The sequence below is a fragment of the Alteromonas sp. CyTr2 genome (assembly GCF_947311905.1).
In the GTDB taxonomy this organism is placed as follows: domain Bacteria; phylum Pseudomonadota; class Gammaproteobacteria; order Enterobacterales; family Alteromonadaceae; genus Alteromonas; species Alteromonas macleodii.
In genome coordinates, this window is sequence record NZ_CAMZMZ010000018.1 from 63,536 (window position 1) to 82,319 (window position 18,784).

The window sequence follows — 18,784 nt, forward strand, 5'->3', positions numbered from 1 at the left end:
GTTATAAAAACGCTGGCGCTTTAATTTCTATACAAACAATGTAGCGATTAGTTACAGCGCCAATCTTCCTTAAAGTCACACAAGCCATCATCATCTTCGTCTGACGTAAGCTCAATGTTAGTCGATACCTTTTCTGATACTTTATTTGAATCGGAATCGATTATTACTGGCTGTTTTTTATCGATAAAACTGAAGATTGTTTTTGCAATATCCGTGTTATCAATTTGCCCCATAAGCGATTGATAACCAGCGCCAAAAGCAAATACTTCAACATCTACACCAGTGTGACCGCCTGTTGTCCACCCCGTGTTTGTTTTGGTGTCTAAGAAGGTTTTTACTGCCATGAAGCGAGTTTCATCATCTTGGTTTGATACGCTATCTAGCGTGGCAAGCTCTTCTTCACTCAACGACAAGCCAAGCTTCTGCGCCACAAATTCGCCAGGGTTCTCTTCATTTGCCATCTCTAAAGCAATTGTCATTACCGAGGCTGACATAGACTTAAGATGTTCAGGGCTCCAGCGGTAGTCGCCGTTTGCGCCAATGGTTAAGCCACCTGTGCTGTGATCCGCCGTCAAAATAACCAAGGTGTCAGGATTCGTTTTTACATAATCTCGCAAATATTCCATGGTTTGCGCTAAGTCGTGCATCTCAGCCATGGCAGACGCGATATCGTTTGCGTGACCAGCCCAATCTACTTGACTTGCTTCAACGAGAAGAAAGAACCCATTGTCGTTTTCTAAGTGTTTAATAGCATGTTGAGTTAGGTACTCAAGACGATTTTTGCGCTTATCATCCAATACCGCAGGCAGCGCTACTGGAGCAAACAGACCGAGAACATTACTTCCCGCAGGCACTGAAGCCAGACGGTTATATGAATCGGCATATTCGTAGCCAGCATCAATAAACTGCGCCAAAATATCTCTGTCATCGCGTTCAAAGTAAGACGTTCCACCGCCTAGCATCACGTCAGCGACAAACTTACCGTCCACGCGAACATCAAAGAAATCTTCAGCTATTTCGTTGTAGTTCTTACGGCTTTCGTTATGCGCAATGTATGACGCAGGTGTCGCATGAACAATTTGAGACGTTACTGCCAAACCAGTACGCATGCCTTTACTCTTAGCATGGTACATAACAGAGTTTACTGGTTGTTTATTTACATCAACACCAATTGCACCGTTGTATGACTTAACGCCAGTAGCAAGAGCGGTTGCAGCAGCGGCTGAATCGGTAACGTAACCAGATACTTGCGCAGGATACGTGGAAGCATTGCCCACTAAAATATCGTCAAACACAACCGGTTCGATTTTCGGTGTTGACGGGTCATCTACATAATTACGATAAGCCGTGGTATAGGCAGGCCCCATACCGTCGGCTACAACCATTATTATATTTTTCGGTACACCTTTAGTTTGCGTACCGGTTGCACTTGCTGATTCGGTCATAGATTCAGTGATACCACAACCCGCAAGAACAGCAATAGACGCACAACTTAGTAGTGATGTGCGAACAAATTGTTTAATCATTTAAACTTCCCTGAGTAAGTAAGGTACCTACTGGCCTGGATACCCGCAGATACAACAATAACGACACTATCGCGAATGATTCTTTTGTGATCATAATGGTGTTAGCAAAGCGATAAGATGCAATAGTGTAAAGCAGGCTGGCAAGATGCTCAAAGCTTTTGGACAAAATAACGCAAGCATGAGATGACCATCTGGTCATCTCATTAAATTAGCAACTTTTAAGAAGGAAGCGACTACTTATTTTGTGATGAGAGGTATTCGCGCATGCGCTGTTGTGCCACGTCAACGAGCATGTCGGGCTGGAATTTGGAGATAAACCTGTTGCATCCAACTTTTTCTACCATGGCGTCGTTGAAGCTTCCGCTTAATGATGTGTTGAGTGCTATAAATAAATTGCTCATACGAGGATCGTTACGCACTTCAGAAGTAAGCCGATAGCCGTCCATTTCTGGCATTTCTGCGTCGGTAAACATTAGTAAAATTTCGTCGGTTGGATTCTTCCCCTCATCGGCCCACTTCTTCAGCAGCGCTAACGCTTCAGCGCCGTTTTTACGTTCGATGATTGTTATACCTAGCTGCTCTAACGTATCTTTAATCTGTTTTCTTGCTGTGCTTGAGTCATCTACTATCAACACTTTCTTGCCTAAGAAGTGGTTAACAATGTCTTTATCTAGCACTTCTTCAGAGATAGATGTGTCGTAATCGATGATTTCCGCGAGTACTTTTTCAACATCGATGATTTCTACCAGCTCTTGTTTACCCTCAACATTCACCTGAGTTATGGCGGTTAAATAATTGGATTTTCCAATGCCGCTAGGGGGTGGCTGAATGGTTCCCCACGATGTATTCACTATGTTTTTCACTTCACCAATAATGAAGCCCTGCACGCTTCTGTTATATTCAGTGATAATGACATTCTTCGCTGTTGCTTGCGTAGCTGCACCGCGCATTTTGATTGCCTGACGCAAGTCTATAATTGGAATGGAGCTTCCTCGGTAGTTCATCACGCCTTTCAGGTTGTGATGTGAACCCGGCATTATATTGAGCTTGGGTACGTTTATAACTTCTTTAATTTTAAAGACGTTCATGGCAAAAATGTGTCGCGTTCCCAGTTGAAACATCAAAAGCTCAAGCCTGTTTTCGCCAACAAGCTTGGTTCTTTGGTCAACTGACGACAATACACTACTACTCATAACACCCACTTTTCATATTATATATCAACAAGCTAAAACAAAAGCGCCCTCGTATCGGACAAGATTATTTAGCGTGAAGCTTTACGCCTAAATTTACCTTGCTCACACCGGCAAAGCTATTACCCTTTTAGCTAATAGACAGACGAAATAGTCAACACCAGCAAGCATTTGCAACCTACGTAAGTTATTTATTACCGACCACTTCTTGCCCCACTGCTGCGCCATTGCCTTAAAACCACTAAACATAGGTGTTACAGATTTACAGTGTCTAAACTTCTTTCGACGCCACCCATTCACAAAATAAATGACCGCAATGCAAAATATATATTTCTATTATTCCAAATCCGGCACTAGGATGAAATGGAATCAACGGGAACGCCCTACAGCGTAAACATAAACAACGTTAAGTATTTTAATTATAGTCGGGAGAGACGCTCATGTCGCAATATCAACAAGACATTGATAACTTCGCCACATTAAAGGCAGCACAAAACGGAACTTGGGAAGGTATCAACCCAGAATTCGCTGCACGCATGAAGGTTCAAAACCGTTTTAAAACAGGTTTAGACATTGCTCGCTACACTGCAAGCATTATGCGCAAAGACATGGCTGAATACGACGCAGATTCGTCTCAGTACACACAGTCACTAGGCTGCTGGCATGGCTTCGTAGGCCAACAAAAAATGCTTTCAGTTAAGAAGCATCAAGGCACAACCAACAAAAGCTACCTTTACCTTTCAGGCTGGATGGTAGCAGCACTTCGCTCTGAATTTGGTCCTCTTCCTGACCAATCAATGCATGAAAAAACATCAGTGTCTGCGCTTATCGAAGAACTTTATACTTTCCTTCGCCAAGCAGATGCGCGTGAATTAGGCGACCTTTTCCACAAGCTAGACGACGCTAAGAAAAACGGTGGTGATGTAGCTGCGATTCAAGCTGAAATCGACAATTACGAAACTCACGTAGTTCCAATTATCGCAGATATCGATGCGGGCTTTGGTAACGAAGAAGCAACCTACCTACTTGCAAAGCAAATGATTGAAGCAGGTGCATGCTGTATCCAAATTGAGAACCAAGTATCGGACGCGAAGCAATGTGGTCACCAAGACGGTAAAGTAACCGTGCCACACGAAGACTTCCTAGCGAAAATCAATGCAGTACGCTATGCATTCCTTGAACTAGGTGTTGAGGAAGGTGTAATTGTTGCACGTACTGACTCACTAGGTGCTGGTCTTACCCAGAAGATCCCAGTATCTACATCAGAAGGTGACCTAGCTGCCCAGTACAACGCGTTCCTTAAAACGACTGAAGTTGCAGGTGTTGAAGACCTAAGTGAAGGTGACCTAGTGCTTAAGCAAGCTGGCAAGCTGGTTAAACCTGAGCGCTTACCAAACGGTCTGTTCCGCTTTAAAGACAACACAGGTTTTGACCGTGTAGTACTTGACTGTGTAACGTCACTTAAGCACGGCGCTGACTTGCTTTGGATTGAAACTGAAAAGCCTCACGTTGGCCAAATTGCTGAAATGGTTAACGCTATTCGCGAACAAGTACCAAACGCAAAGCTGGTTTATAACAACTCTCCATCATTCAACTGGACGCTTAACTTCCGTCAGCAAGTATTTGATGCCTGGAGTGAAGAAGGTAAAGACGTTTCTGGCTACGACCGCGCGAAACTTATGTCTGCCGACTATGATGACAGCGAGCTAGCAGCTGCGGCCGACGAGAAGATTAAGAGCTTCCAGGCTGACGCAGCACGCGAAGCGGGTATCTTCCACCACCTTATCACGCTACCGACTTATCACACTGCAGCACTGTCTACTGACAACCTTGCAAAAGGTTACTTCGGTGAAGAAGGTATGCTTGCTTATGTACGCGGTGTTCAGCGTCAAGAAATTCGCCAAGGCCTAGCGTGCGTTAAACACCAAGCGATGGCAGGTTCTGACCTAGGTGACACGCACAAAGAATACTTCTCTGGCGAAGGCGCACTAAAAGCGTCTGGTGAAGATAACACTATGAACCAGTTTGACGTATAACGTTAACAGGCAATGAGTTAAACGGAAAGCATCCCAACCTTTCCTACAGGGCACCTTCGGGTGCCCTTTTTTGTGCGCGTCATTCACTTCACTTATGCTTTTTGCATAAAACAAAAAAAGCCATATTTTTCTAAATTTCATAAAAAAACAATATACCAACTATATTTCAATACCTTATAGGTATAACGGCGGCCAATTTAAGACTAAACGCTTATCTGACATTGAAATAAAAAAGCTTTATAATAGCTATGTTTAATTAGGTTTAAAAAGAGCATTAGAATAATGAATATAGCGAAGGTCGACCTGAATTTATTGGTTTATTTAGATGTGCTGTTGCGCGAAGGAAGTGTAACGAAAGCTGCAAACCAGCTAAGCATTACTCAGCCAGCAATGAGTAACGGCCTGAAGCGCCTTCGCGATCTATTTAAAGATCCGCTTTTAGTGCGTACCAGCGATGGGATGACCCCCACCAAGCGTGCGCTTGAGCTACAACCCATTATTCGCGATGTGCTTAGTCGATTGGAAAGCTCTATTCAGCCCGAGACTGATTTCGATCCGTTAACCAGCGACAGAACTTTCCGCATTATGACCAGTGACTATGCAGAGAGTACCTTGTTACTTGAACTCGTTGGAAGACTGGCCGATTTAGCGCCCAATATTACGCTTGATCTTATTACGCCGAGTGACGTGACGTTTCACGATGTCGAGCAAGGTAAAGTGGATATGGCAATTAACCGCTTCGAAGAACTGCCTTTGTCATTTCACCAAAAAGTTATCTGGTATGACACCTTTAGCTGCGTAATGAGTTCCGACCATCCGCTAGTAGAAAAATGCAACCTAGAAGGCTACTTGAGTGCCCAGCATATTTGGGTGAGTAAAACGGGGTTTGGCGTGGGTGTAGGTATTGATCCAAATGAAGTACAAAAACTGGGTTGGGTTGACGCAGAGCTTACAAAAATCGGAAAACAGCGTGCTATTCGCGTATTTACTCGTCATTACCATGCAGCGCTTCAGATTGCGAAAAAACAGAAACTTATTGCTACCTTACCAAGCAAAGCGGCGCGTTTATTCAAACACGACCCTGATGTGGTGATTAAAGAGCCGCCTTTCGACATACCACCTATTGCACTGAAAATGGCGTGGAGTGCCCTACTTCACCATGACGCAGGTCACATTTGGTTGCGCCGCTTAATCAGCGATGTAGCTAGCGAAATGAATGCGGGCTAAACATTCACAAAATATATGGCAGAAATACAAACCATAAATTAAAAAACTATCTCTATACACACTACACTGGGTGAACAGACAAATGTATAGAGGTAGTTATGCAAGGATATATTACTAGAGGCCGACTACAGGTTGCCGAACAACTCGATAACTTTATTAATGAACAGGCACTTCCTGGCACAGGCGTAGATAAAGACACCTTTTGGCAAGGTGCGGAAACCCTCTTCGAAAAATTCATTCCTCAAAATCGCGCACTATTAGAAAAGCGAGAACAGCTTCAGCGCGCTATCGACGATTATCATAAAGCTGGTAACCCGGTAAACGGAAACGAATATACCGACTTCCTAAAAAGCATTGGTTACCTTGTTGAGCAGCCGTCACAAGTAAGTGCACAAACACAAAATGTAGACGCCGAAATAGCAACAATGGCAGGCCCTCAGCTAGTCGTGCCAATCAACAACGCTCGCTATGCACTTAACGCGGTAAATGCCCGTTGGGGTAGCCTTTACGACGCACTATACGGCACTGATGTCATCAGCAATGAAGGTGGAGCAGAAGCGGGAAAAAGCTACAACCCCGTACGCGGCGCCAAAGTAGTTGCGAAAGCGAAAGACTATCTAGATAGCATGATACCGCTTGCGAAAGGCAGCCACGCTGACGTTACTGAGTATAAGATTGAATCGGGTAAATTGGCGATCACTCTTGTCGACGGCGATGAAACCACCTTAGCAAACACAGAGCAATGGCAAGGATACCAAGGTGACATTAGCGCACCGTCAAGCCTGCTATTTGCACACAACGGTCTGCATTTTGAAATTCAACTAGACCCGACTCATCCTATTGGCGAGAGCGATGCCGCAAACGTAAAAGACGTACTGGTTGAAGCTGCATTAACCACCATTATGGACTGCGAAGATTCCGTTGCTGCTGTTGACGCTGAAGACAAAACCTTGGTGTATAGCAACTGGTTAGGCTTAATGAAAGGCTCGCTAAGCATTGAAATGACAAAGGGCGGCAAGCAGCTTGTTCGCGCTATGCATGACGATAGAAGCTACCAGCCGTCTAAACACGCTTCACAAGACAAGCTAAAAGACGGCGAACTAGTACTTTCTGGTCGAAGCCTTATGTTTGTTAGAAACGTAGGCCACCTTATGACTAACAATGCTATGCTCTTTGACGGCGAAGAAGTGCCAGAAGGGATCATGGACGGTTTAGTCACTTCACTTATCGCAAAGCATGATCTTTTAGGAAACAGCAAATTTAAAAACAGCCGCGAAGGCAGTATTTATATTGTTAAACCTAAAATGCACGGGCCAGAAGAAGTGGCATTCTCTAACGCATTGTTTGGTGCTATCGAAGCGATTATCGATGTTCCAGCTAACACCCTTAAAATGGGCATAATGGATGAAGAACGCCGCACAAGTATCAATTTACAAGCATGTATTGCCGAGGCTACTTCACGAGTTGTGTTCATTAACACGGGTTTCTTAGACAGAACCGGTGATGAAATTCATACCTCAATGCTTGCCGGCCCTTTTGCAGAAAAAGCCGCGCTCAAGTCTATGGCGTGGATTAAGGCTTATGAAACTGCAAACGTCGCAGTAGGCCTTCGCTGCGGCCTTTCTGGCAAAGCGCAAATTGGTAAGGGCATGTGGCCAATACCTGACGAAATGCAAAATATGATGACCGCCAAAATAGGTCACCCTAAGGCCGGCGCTAATACTGCTTGGGTACCCTCACCTACTGCTGCAACACTGCACGCGCTTCATTATCACGATGTAAATGTGTTTGACGTTCAAAAGTCGCTAGATGAAAACTTTAGTGGCCTTGCTGACATACTTACCATTCCATTGTTAGAAGATGCCTCTACTTTGACGCGTGAGAGTATTAAGCGTGAAATCGACAATAACGTTCAGGGCATTTTAGGCTACGTTGTACGCTGGGTTCACCAAGGCGTAGGCTGCTCGAAAGTTCCTGACATCAACAATGTAGGCTTGATGGAAGACCGCGCGACGTTGCGAATTTCATCGCAGCATATCGCTAACTGGCTAGAGCACGGCATTGTAAGTGTAGATCAGGTAAAAGAGTCTTTGGCTCGTATGGCTGTCTTAGTAGATGAGCAAAATACGGGGGATCCTGAGTATATCCCTATGGCACCTGATTTAGACAGCTCAATTGGCTTCTTAGCCGCAAGCGATCTAATCTTCAAAGGTAAAGAGCAGCCTAGCGGTTACACAGAACCTTTACTGCACGCCCGTCGCCGCGAAATGAAGGCAAAACTTGCGGCGAGCTAGCACAAAATATGAGGGCTAAGAATTGGAAACTAAAAGCTATATTCCAAACGGTAAAATATCAAAGAATTAGCTAGCTAGTTTCAAGCCTCATCAGACGCATTTGAATAAGGCTCACTCTGTTAGTAAACAGCAGTGAGCCTTTTTATTTATTGCTGGTGTATTACTAATGCGTTTGCATTTATTGTCGCGACACGTGAAATCAATTCGCAAACACACTCAAAGCGAATTGTGTAGCAATATGGCAACACTTTAGACTAAAGATATCGCTTACCTCCCCCTTGATACTTTGCTGATAATGCATGAGTAAACTACGCTTTTATAGTGTGGGGTGCAGCGTTTGTTATTCCGTTGGAACTAAACACTTAGCGCAAAGCCTCCTTAGTTTGGAGTATGCACATGCAGATAGCCTCGGCAGCAATACCGAATAATTTATTACAGGCGAACGTCACGCAAATTGTGCCCATCTTTTCAGGTGGAGGAACAAGATTGAGCGCCCATATCGGCATCATTAAAGCCCTGCAGGACATGAACGTAGGCTTCGACACTTTAGTGGGTGTATCAGGTGGCTCGATTATCGCTTCGCTTTACGCCAAAGGTTACACAGTGGAGCAAATGCGAGAGCTCGCACTGGTTACTGATTTCAAGCAATTCACTGAATTTTCACTCGTAAGATTACTCCGGGAAGGCGGGCTGTCTTCTGGCGACGTATTTCAGCGATGGATTGACGAACAGTTGGAAGGCGCAGTGTTTGCCGACCTCCCGCTCAATCTGCATATTCTCGCTACCGACGTAAACGGCGGCGGACCAGTTTTGTTCAACAAACAAACCTCTCCAGATATGAAGGTGTCAGAAGCAGTGCGGTATTCTATGTCGATACCGCTCATCTTCTCGTTTAAACCGTTTAAAGAGCACTTGCTAGTAGACGGCGCTATATTGTCTGAAGATGCGCTGTTTGAAGATTGGCGAGGCGATGGCACGCCATCAGTATGCTTCAGACTGCAAAGCACCGAACAAGAACGTAAAGCCATTAAAAAGAACTTACTTCAACTGCCGCAATACGTCAGCATGCTTATTCGCACGTTTATGACGGCAATATCCAGGGAGTACGTCAATGCGAAGTATTGGCACAATACGGTGGTGGTGAATACCGGGGAGATTTCCGCGGTAGATTTTTCGCTTACACCTGAAATTAAGAACACACTTTTTGAGCTCGGTTATGCAACCACGAAAGAGTTCTTGCCCAAAAAGTGTGCGGGATTTATGAGAAGCAGTGCACTTTAACGGTTTCAGAAGGTAATTATAAGTCGCTAGCGCTTACACTTTATAAAAGTCACGATACCAGTCGACAAACGCTTTTACGCCTGTTTCAACATCGGTAGATGGCTGGTACCCAGTATCTTCAACGAGCGACGACACATCAGCATAGGTGTCAGGCACATCGCCCGGCTGCATAGGAAGAAGTTCTTTCTTCGCCTCAATGCCCAATGCACTCTCAAGGGTTTCAATAAACTTCAAAAGGTGCACTGGTGTTTGCGCACCAATATTGTAAACCTTATAGGGCGCCTTACTCGTACTTGGATCTGGATTGCCGCCGTCCCAATTCTCATTAGGTTTAGCCACATTATCCAATGAGCGAATTACGCCTTCAACGATATCATCGATATAAGTGAAGTCACGACGGTGGTTACCATAGTTGTAAACCTGTATTGTTTTACCTTCCAAAATAGCCTTAGTGAACTTGAAAAGCGCCATGTCTGGACGGCCCCAAGGCCCGTAAACAGTGAAAAAGCGCAGCCCCGTTGTAGGCAAGTTATACAGGTGACTATAAGTATGAGCCATTAGCTCGTTAGCTTTTTTAGAAGCCGCATACAAGCTAACTTGATGATCTACGTTATGCTGTTCTGAAAACGGCATAGTCTCATTCGCACCGTAGACTGAGCTAGATGACGCGTACACCAAATGCTCGACGTTATTATGGCGACACCCTTCTAGAATATTCACAAAGCCAACAATATTTGAGTCGACGTAAGCGTTAGGATTTTCAAGTGAATAACGCACACCAGCTTGAGCAGCCAAATGCACCACTCTATCAAATTTGTGCTCTTCAAAAAGCGCAGCCATTTTGTCGCGCTCTTCTACCCCCATCTCGATAAATGAAAATAAATCAGCTGCAGTAGATGATTTAATCTCGTCTAGACGAGCGTGCTTTAAATTCACATCGTAATAATCGTTAATGTTGTCAATCCCGACAACTTGGTCACCACGATTGATAAGGTATTGCGATACAGCTGCACCAATGAAACCAGCTGCTCCGGTGACTAAGATTTTCATTTATTAATCCTTAATATCTTTTCTTTGGACATGATGACGATTTTCAACATCTCCTGTAACTGATTTAACTATGCCTCGCCAAAGCTTAGAAGCAGTATGTTTCACTAATATATTAAATGGCATTTTTAATAAGTGTCCGCGAACGAATGCCAACCACTGTGCTAGACCCCGAAACTTTACATCAACTAAGCGATGATTTGCAGCAAGAACCTTACCAAAAATAAAGTCAGATAATAACAACCTAATACCTGTTGGTAGTGGCTGTTTGAAGCATTGATAAATATGCGCTGAAATTTGCTTGTTAAAAATCTTTTCTAGATATCTAAATGCTAAAAATAATTCATTTTCAAAGCCGGTGTTTTCCGCAAGGCTAAACAAATAACTTAATTCGACATCGTCATATATGATTTCATCCAGCAATAATGACAAATCTGACAAATCTCTAAAACCGTTGGTAAATTCTTCTGAGAAAAACAAATGTATAGCAGAATGAAGAAACATGGCCGCAGGCCGAAGCACTTCAACACCGTATTCCGTCTTAACAGTAGACTTTAAGAAAATTTCAATATCAGGGGCTCGACCGCTTACAAGGGGAACAATATTGTGGTGAACATCTAAGACAGTTCCACGCTGTAGGTGACGTAAAGGTGGTATTTCATGAGCCCACTCTCGATAATATTTCTGGTCGTATTCAGAGTCAGTGTCTGAAACAAATCCGAATAAATGAAGTGCTCTTTCCACCTTTGAAACATCCTCTTTAAGCACTAAGAGATCGATATCGGAAAATATCCTACCTTTGGCGGCCCTGCTGCTGGCTACAACGTAACCCGCTCCCTTCAATACAATCAAATTTCTATTTAATGCTCTAGAAATTTTTGCATTAACGAAGTTAACTTCATCTTTAACTTGGTTGTGAAATAAAGTTTCATGTCGGAGGCTAGCAATTAAATGTGCGTTTACATTGGTTGGAACTTGAAGATTGCACTTAACATCGTTCAAAATAAAAGCCGCTACTCTGGGTAACAAAGAGTTAGCACGGGCGACAAGTATTAAGTCACGCCATTCTCTAGTAGAAAGTGAACAGGGGTAATTTCCTGTTAGAATACCTGTCAAGATTGATTGTACATTGCGAGACACTAATCTTGTACCTCGCTTTCCAATACAGTTCTAAGGTCGTCTACATTACTGTATGTTGCTTCAAGCAAAAGTAAGTCGGGTAATTTCCTACTTATGAACTCGAAGCCTTCGTGCCCCAAAAGATCAAAATTGAATGCATTTTCTACTAACATTTTTAACGTATTCATTTGAGTCATCGAAAATATTTCTGTGGTGCTGCCAGCTTTAAATTGAGGAAACACTATCGCAAACAATTTAGCGCCTTCTCCGCACCGCCTCACAGAGTCTGTTGGAGGTCTAACATGCGCAACATCACCTTTTTGGGTGTCTGTAGCAACATCTGAGATAAATGCTTCTGGAAACCAATCTTCGACAAGTCTTATTGAATTGTTTTTAAGGCAGATTGGACGAACGAAAGGTAAAACGTTACCAGTCTCGATGTCTAAAACAGCCATTTCATCGGAAAGCAATCGCCAACCAGACAAAGCGAGATAAGCACACAACGTACTTTTACCTGAGCCAGGAGGTGCCGGAAAAATAACGGCTTTGCCGTTTTTTTCTAATACTGCAGCATGAAAGATGAGGTATCTATGGTAAAAATTTGCTACACACCAATTCATTCCCCATTCAAAAAGTGGATAGGCATGTGCTGAAGGCAAAGGTTTGAAGGGAATATGCCCATCCAACTTGAACACCGCTTGACTTCTGAAGAAACGGCGAAAATTCGAAGGCTTTTCAACTGAAACATTAAAATCGAACCAGTCTGAGCTTAAAGTGACGTTATAATCTCGATAGAGCTCTGAAATAGTCTTTGTAACCTGCGAAAAAGAAGAGTTAACATTTACCGAAATCAGGCCAAATTCTATATTCAACTCAGATTTTTTTACAGCACTTTGGTACTGCGCATTAGATAACTCTGACAATAACAAACCGCTTCGCCCCAAAAACTTTTAATCTATTAGATTATTTTCGGTGAGTAAGATACGGAATTCTGAAACATCGTCGTCAGTAAGACCCAACTGCCCCCAGTCCAACTCTGGAATCGAAGGAAAGCTCACTGAATCCCTCCATGTTTTTACCAGACTCTCGTACTTAGAGGGAAGAAATATAACTCGATAAGACGGGATATGTTGGATTGCAACTCCCGACTTATCAGGAGCGCAAAATACACTGATGGACGATAATGAACTCAACCCAATTATCAGTATGTAGCTCGGACAGCGTTTACAACGTCCGATTCGTGAAACACACCGTTGTTAATGTCATCATATAGACCTTGGACATACGTTCGAGCACTTGACTCATTAGTTCCTTGAGGAAGAGGATACAATCCGCTTCTAGCATTCAGGTAAGCAACGACCAAAGCTTCATTAGTTTCGTAATAATAGCTTTTATCGGTTCTTAAAAAGTTTCTGATAGTTTTTTCACTTTTTCCTGAGAAGCCAAAAGGAGGTCGGCCCATGCCAAACACATCTTTCCATTTGAAATTACTAACAGCTTCCGAGGTGGGCTGGGATCTATGGCCATAGAGAACCTTTTTCCAAACGTATGGTGACTCTCCTTTGACATTTGCCGTGCTACAATCTCTTGCCTGTGACAAATTTCCTGACAAGTTGCCAGACACAGAACACCCAGTCGCAGAACTCCCTCCTGCCCATGCCGTTTTTGAAGCCAGTGCCGCTACAACACCGCCCGCGGCAGCCTTAGTGATAAACTGACGACGTGAATTCATACCTGTCTTAATGTCCTTATTAACATTCGAGTGCTTCATAAATTTTCTCAGAGTTCATTTCTATGGCCTGACCATAACATTCAAGAATCAAGCCAAACAAAATAACTATAAAATTCAGCAACTTAAAAAACGAATTATAAAAACCGTTAAAATTACTGACAGAGAGACTCAATCTCTCGCTTAGTTAACGTATGAATAATAGTATACAGATGACCTTAAGGGCTATACTAATTCAAAATAAATCTAACTTACAGGTTCATCAGTGCTAATTGAAGAGTTAAAAAGTCTTGTTAAAGAAAATGCCGACGTACTTCCTTACTCAGAATCAAATACTTCGGGAACTGAAGGCTTCAAGAGGGATGTGGCTTGTATAGTCCGGCCCATCACATTGGGTGTTATTCAAGAACTCATCAAGTTTGCAGGCAGCGTAGTTAATACTCCGAACCAGTTTTCATTGTACCCGATTAGTTCTGGGAAAAACTGGGGTTATGGCTCGTCTATGCCGAGTACAGTTGAAGAGAAAGTGGTGCTTCTAGACCTTTGTGCACTAAACGACATTACTTATTTCGACGAAGAGAATGGTGTCATTTCTATTCAGCCTGGCGTTACTCAAAGCGCTCTATTTGAATACTTGTCCTCCAAACAAACTTCATACATGGTTCCGGTTACGGGCGCTGGTCCAACGACAAGTATTTTAAGTAACGCTCTCGAGCGTGGCTATGGTATTACGCCGATCGCTGACCACTTCACCTCAGTGATGTCGATAAAAGGATTTTTGGCAGATGGAAGCTTCTACCAGTCCTCTCTCCAATGCATGAGCGATATGGCCAATGGTGATAATAGTGAATGTTATGTAGATAAAACATTTAAATGGAAACACGGCCCTTATCTCGACGGAATTTTCACTCAATCTGGAAATATGATTGTAACCGAAATAACCCTTTCATTAGCTCGTGTAAAACCTGCGTTTGACTCTTTTTATATGCGCTTTTTCGATAAAGAAAGTTTCAATAACGCTTATGCGGTTGTGAAAGAAATTTTCCACAATTTAGAAGGCGTTGTAGGGTCAATAAATTTGATGGATAAAAGGCGTGTCGCCGCGATGGTCGCAGACAACCCCCAAGGCTGTGGTAACCATAAAGTAATGACAGATGAACAAGTAGACGCAATTTCTAAACATTACGATGTACCTGAATGGACATTAGTAGGAACGGTCTACGGCACACATTCGGTAGCAAAGGCTGCAAAAAGTGATATCAAAAAAATTGCAAAAGGAAAAGCCGATCAAGTTCTGTTCTCTAGCGACCTATTGGTTAGATTAGGTCAAGTTGTTACTAAAAGGCTTAGCCTTCCGATATTAGATAGTGCAAGAGAACAACTTGAAAAGCTCTCTGCGGGTATGGAGGTAATGCAAGGCAAGCCCAGTCAGGTTGCTTTACCTCTAGCTTATTGGCGCAACCCTAGAGTTCGACCAGATAAGTCACGATTGATGAACCCCGCAAAAGACGGTTGTGGTCTGCTTTGGTACGCCCCTCTTGTACCAGCTAAAGTAAGCTCAATGAGAGCTTTTATTGAAATGGTTCGAAGTATTACCCCCAAATATAATATTGAACCCATGATAACCTTTACAAACCTTAGTGGGATTTCGACTGACAGCACTATCCCAATAGTGTTTGATTTAGAAAATCCGCAAGCAGTAGAAGATGCACACGCATGCTTGCGGGCATTGTTTGATGAGGGCTTGAAACAGGGGTTCATCCCTTACCGATTAAACATTCAACAGCAATTAGAACTAAATGCTAACAGTACGTTTTGGAAAACGGCCGGGAAAATCGCTCACGCATTAGATCCTGCTGGCATTATAAGTCCAGACAGATACAACCCTTATAAACCCTAATACGTTACGTCATTTTTATTAAGTATTGCCATAACGTGTTTTACTGGGATTGCGTAACTAATTCCGCTTGGAGATGAAAGAGCTGCTTCTTTGCCCTGGCTTACAAAGACTTTGTTAATCACACCCACCAAATGCCCTGTCTCTATATTATAAACAGGGCTACCTGAATTACCTGGAAATGCTGTGGCGTCGAGTTGATATACGAGTTCAGGCTTTTTTAGTCTCTTGAGCATTGAGACTGTCAACTGATCTGCATTCCTCGCAGGTATCGCATCAGGCGTAATAGCTGATATTAGTCCCTTATGCGTAGCTGGATAAAGTCCAATTGCAGCACCTAAGGGAAACCCAGTAAAAGCAATTTCATTGCCTGGCTTCAATAAGGTTTCGCTTCCCATTTTTAATGGCTTTAGTTCGTTACTGATCTTCAATAGCGCTAAATCATGAACAGGATCGATATCGATAATTTCTGCTTTTTGAGCGGTGACGTCTCGACCTTCACCGTGAATAGCAACATAGTGTTGCACAATTTGGGGATCTAGAATTTTTGAAACCACATGATAATTGGTTATGACCCATTTACCGTTGCCAACTACAAAGCCAGTACCAAGAACTTGATTGCCATCACTTTCCAGTGGTGTATACAAACCGATAGCAACGACAGAATCCGTTGTCTCAGACACTACATCAACAAATGAGTAGCTTGCATTCGCACTTATAAAAGGTGAAAAAAATAGAGATGTAAAAACCAGTAATACGTTGGAATAGTGCGATAAATAGGACATGATTGACGAATCTCTTTTTTGACAAGGTAGCAACATGGAATTGTTAAAGCATATAGTGCTTTTCTTTATATCTCCATTAAACTTAGCGATTTCACTCTTCGCAATGGGAATACTTCTATCACGAAGAAAACCATATTTCAGCAAGACTTTTAAATTAATGTCACTCGCTACCTTTTTCCTTTTCTCTCAACCGTACGTGAGTGACTTACTTCTCTACCCTCTAGAGCACAAGCGTCAATACCCGAACACACAATCCGGCGGAAACAACCCAGACTATATTTTAGTTCTTGCATGCTACTATAGCACTTATGGAAACGTTCCTGACACGAGTAGATGGACTGAATGCTCATTGCAGCGAAACATAGAGGCTTTAAAGCTTCATAGAAAGTCAGGTGCTCCAATTTTAATAACCGGAGGCAACTTTCTTCACGATTCAAACGTTAATTATTCTGAAAAAGCCAGAGAGTTTTTCGAGGAATTGGGCGTTAGTAAAGATAAGATAATTATCACCAAGTTAGGCACTGATACAGAAGAAGAGGTTTTGTCGGCCCTTCCCTATATCGCTGGCGCAAAAACTTGGGTAGTCTCGTCAGCAACACATATTTATCGTTTAGAAAACTTGTTTAGCTTTTACAATTGTGTCGGTGAATTTTTTCCAGTCAACCACCATTCTAAAGGACTTCTAACCCCATACCTCGCATTTCCTTCCGCCTCAGCGCTATCAAAAAGCGAACTCGCTTTTTATGAATACCTAGCTCTCATGAAGCAAAAACTAATTTCTAATACAGTGAATTAGTATTACGTATAAAGTCTATGTAATTTAATGTTAAAACTCTGCTAGACTGAATAAAAAGTATCGGATATCGCTTCATCTATGGTTAAAAGTAAAAAACAAACCCTGCTCGAGAAGTTAGGGACTATAGTTGGTGAGAAAAGTAAAATTGGAAAGCTGATTTCAGGGTATAGGAAGCTGGAAGAGGCTAACTACATTTCAAGTCATTTTTCGGCATATTTGGCGCCAGTTGTTGCGAGTTCTAAAGAGTTGAAAAATGATGTTTTTACAATAAGACATGAAGTGTATTGTGAAGAACTTGGATTTGAGCCAATAAAAGAGAGTGGTTTAGAGTTTGACGAATTCGACAGCTTTTCACTTCACTGCTTAATACAGCACCATAAAAGTAAGCATTTTGCGGGCACTGTAAGAATGGTGAGGCCCATGGAGCCCGATGAACAACTTCCAATAGAAAAGTATTGCCTAAACTCCATCACGCGAAAAGATTTAGACCCATCTCAGTTTGACCGCAAAGATATTTGTGAAATATCGCGATTAGCTGTTCCTAAAGAGTTTCGTCGACGTGTAATGGATAAATTCGCAGGGGCTGGAGTGGCAGTTATCAACGAGCACACATACTCTGAAAAAGAAGTTCGCTGCTTTCCGTTTATTGCAGTTGGGCTTTACCTCGCTGCAGCAGCGCTCGCAATCGAAGAAGATATCAAACACGCTTATGTAATGATGGAGCCGCGTCTAGCGCGAAGTATGAAGTTCATTGGTATTAAGTTCGAACAAATTGGCCCAGTAGTCGAATATCACGGTAAACGCGCACCTTATTATATCAATCAAAACTTGCTTAGAAAGAGCCTTCGCCCTGGCTTTGCAAAGATGCTTGCAGATATATTGAATTCAATAGAAAAGCAGGATTTTTGATTTGTGGGGGTGCTTACTTTCCATAAATTGAGACAAACTTAATTGGAGTTTTCTGCGATGATTAATGCAGGAGACAACTTTGAAAAAATCACGCTACCAGCAGTGCTGACCCACCATAGTTGAGAATCCAAATACGGTGATATAGAAGAGTCTGGCTTCAAACGATTGAACAAGCTTTAAGCAGAAAATGCCAGATTTATTGTAAACGTCCGCTAATCCCACCTAGCGCTTAGCAAAGTGCCATGGTAGTAGTTGCTCGATGTTCGGCGCTGGCTTGCTGAACTCATCAAGGCAAGACATCACATACTCGAACACATTGAGGTCATTGGCTTTAGCGGTTTCGATAATACTGTAGAGCACCGCACTGGCGTTTGCACCTGTGGCAGTTTGGCTAAACAGCCAATTTTTTCGGCCTATCACGAACGGTTTAATCGCGCGCTCAGCGCGATTGTTATCGATATTCAGCAATCCATCGAGTGTGTAGCGTGCTAGCTTTTCCCATTGGTTCAAGCAGTATTGTACCGCTTCACCTAATTTGGTTTTCGGTAGCACTTGGTGTACTGATTTCTCTAGCCATGTATGGAGCTGGTTGAGTAACGGCAGGCTCTTTTCTTGTCTGGTAAGGTAGCGCACCTCCACCGTTTTATCTTTAAGCTGCGTTTCTATGCGGTAGAGCTTTTGGATGTGATTCAGAGCCCAATCCGCTTTGCCACTGCCTTTTTTACCTGCGCCTTTTTTGGCTTCCATGAACTTACGACGTGCATGTGCCCAGCAACCAATGAGTGTAGCTTGCGTTTGCTCGTAACCTTGATAGCCATCCACTTGTAGATAGCCGCTATAGCCTTGCAGGAAGTCTACTGCGCATTGCCCTGCGCGACTATTGTGATAATCGTACAACACGATATTGGATGTCGCTGTATCGGGGATATGACCGCTAGGTGAATCAGC

At 43.0% G+C, this 18,784-nt stretch carries 15 protein-coding genes; 7 read left to right on the top strand and 8 right to left on the bottom strand.

Annotated elements, in window-relative coordinates:
* Positions 1 to 47 precede the first annotated feature (47 nt).
* Complete coding sequence (locus QME20_RS11285; protein ID WP_039228396.1) at positions 48 to 1,526, bottom strand: alkaline phosphatase; 1,479 nt, start codon at positions 1,524 to 1,526, stop codon at positions 48 to 50.
* A 233-nt stretch (positions 1,527 to 1,759) separates the two neighbouring features.
* Positions 1,760 to 2,719, bottom strand: a complete 960-nt coding sequence (locus QME20_RS11290; protein ID WP_061486197.1) for a chemotaxis protein CheV — start codon at positions 2,717 to 2,719, stop codon at positions 1,760 to 1,762.
* A 437-nt stretch (positions 2,720 to 3,156) separates the two neighbouring features.
* On the opposite strand from QME20_RS11290, the gene QME20_RS11295 reads away from it, so the two are divergent.
* The 4 genes from QME20_RS11295 to QME20_RS11310 all read left to right on the top strand — a co-directional run bounded on the left by QME20_RS11295 (position 3,157) and on the right by QME20_RS11310 (position 9,554).
* The gene (locus tag QME20_RS11295) at positions 3,157 to 4,752 is read left to right on the top strand and encodes an isocitrate lyase (protein WP_281715947.1); all 1,596 of its coding nucleotides are present in this window, start codon (positions 3,157 to 3,159) and stop codon (positions 4,750 to 4,752) included.
* A 282-nt stretch (positions 4,753 to 5,034) separates the two neighbouring features.
* Positions 5,035 to 5,979, top strand: a complete 945-nt coding sequence (locus QME20_RS11300) for a LysR family transcriptional regulator (RefSeq protein ID WP_049587990.1) — start codon at positions 5,035 to 5,037, stop codon at positions 5,977 to 5,979.
* Positions 5,980 to 6,077: 98 nt separating this feature from the next.
* On the top strand, positions 6,078 to 8,273 hold the full coding sequence (locus QME20_RS11305; protein WP_281715948.1) for a malate synthase G: 2,196 nt from the start codon (positions 6,078 to 6,080) through the stop codon (positions 8,271 to 8,273).
* A gap of 396 nt (positions 8,274 to 8,669) precedes the next feature.
* Complete coding sequence (locus QME20_RS11310; RefSeq protein ID WP_281715949.1) at positions 8,670 to 9,554, top strand: patatin-like phospholipase family protein; 885 nt, start codon at positions 8,670 to 8,672, stop codon at positions 9,552 to 9,554.
* Between the two features lie 33 nt (positions 9,555 to 9,587).
* On the opposite strand, the gene QME20_RS11315 is transcribed toward QME20_RS11310, so the two are convergent.
* The 4 genes from QME20_RS11315 to QME20_RS11330 all read right to left on the bottom strand — a co-directional run bounded on the left by QME20_RS11315 (position 9,588) and on the right by QME20_RS11330 (position 13,491).
* Positions 9,588 to 10,604 (bottom strand): NAD-dependent epimerase, encoded by a 1,017-nt coding sequence (locus tag QME20_RS11315; protein WP_110289252.1) that lies wholly within the window; start codon positions 10,602 to 10,604, stop codon positions 9,588 to 9,590.
* 3 nt (positions 10,605 to 10,607) lie between these two features.
* Positions 10,608 to 11,741: a nucleotidyltransferase family protein gene (locus QME20_RS11320; RefSeq protein ID WP_281715950.1), complete on the bottom strand. Its 1,134-nt coding sequence runs from the start codon at positions 11,739 to 11,741 to the stop codon at positions 10,608 to 10,610.
* Positions 11,741 to 12,643: an HprK-related kinase A gene (locus tag QME20_RS11325; RefSeq protein ID WP_281715951.1), complete on the bottom strand. Its 903-nt coding sequence runs from the start codon at positions 12,641 to 12,643 to the stop codon at positions 11,741 to 11,743. The genes QME20_RS11320 and QME20_RS11325 overlap by 1 nt, the downstream gene beginning before the upstream one ends.
* A gap of 278 nt (positions 12,644 to 12,921) precedes the next feature.
* Positions 12,922 to 13,491, bottom strand: a complete 570-nt coding sequence (locus QME20_RS11330; protein ID WP_281715952.1) for a twin-arginine translocation signal domain-containing protein — start codon at positions 13,489 to 13,491, stop codon at positions 12,922 to 12,924.
* A 223-nt stretch (positions 13,492 to 13,714) separates the two neighbouring features.
* On the opposite strand from QME20_RS11330, the gene QME20_RS11335 reads away from it, so the two are divergent.
* Entirely contained in the window at positions 13,715 to 15,349 is a 1,635-nt protein-coding gene (locus QME20_RS11335) for an FAD-binding protein (protein ID WP_281715953.1), read from the top strand.
* Here the strand turns inward: QME20_RS11335 and QME20_RS11340 are convergent.
* Positions 15,346 to 16,131, bottom strand: coding sequence for a serine protease (locus tag QME20_RS11340; RefSeq protein WP_281715954.1), 786 nt, complete (start codon positions 16,129 to 16,131; stop codon positions 15,346 to 15,348). The two genes, QME20_RS11335 and QME20_RS11340, sit on opposite strands and share 4 nt — an antisense overlap.
* A gap of 34 nt (positions 16,132 to 16,165) precedes the next feature.
* Between QME20_RS11340 and QME20_RS11345 the strand changes: the two genes are divergently transcribed.
* Both QME20_RS11345 and QME20_RS11350 read left to right on the top strand, forming a co-directional pair.
* Positions 16,166 to 16,927 (top strand): YdcF family protein, encoded by a 762-nt coding sequence (locus QME20_RS11345; protein WP_281715955.1) that lies wholly within the window; start codon positions 16,166 to 16,168, stop codon positions 16,925 to 16,927.
* A 78-nt stretch (positions 16,928 to 17,005) separates the two neighbouring features.
* Entirely contained in the window at positions 17,006 to 17,836 is an 831-nt protein-coding gene (locus tag QME20_RS11350; RefSeq protein ID WP_061486215.1) for a PEP-CTERM/exosortase system-associated acyltransferase, read from the top strand.
* A gap of 222 nt (positions 17,837 to 18,058) precedes the next feature.
* Here QME20_RS11350 and QME20_RS11355 read toward each other — a convergent pair.
* The coding region (locus tag QME20_RS11355) for an IS66 family transposase (RefSeq protein WP_281715956.1) at positions 18,059 to 18,784 on the bottom strand (726 nt) is incomplete at its 5' end.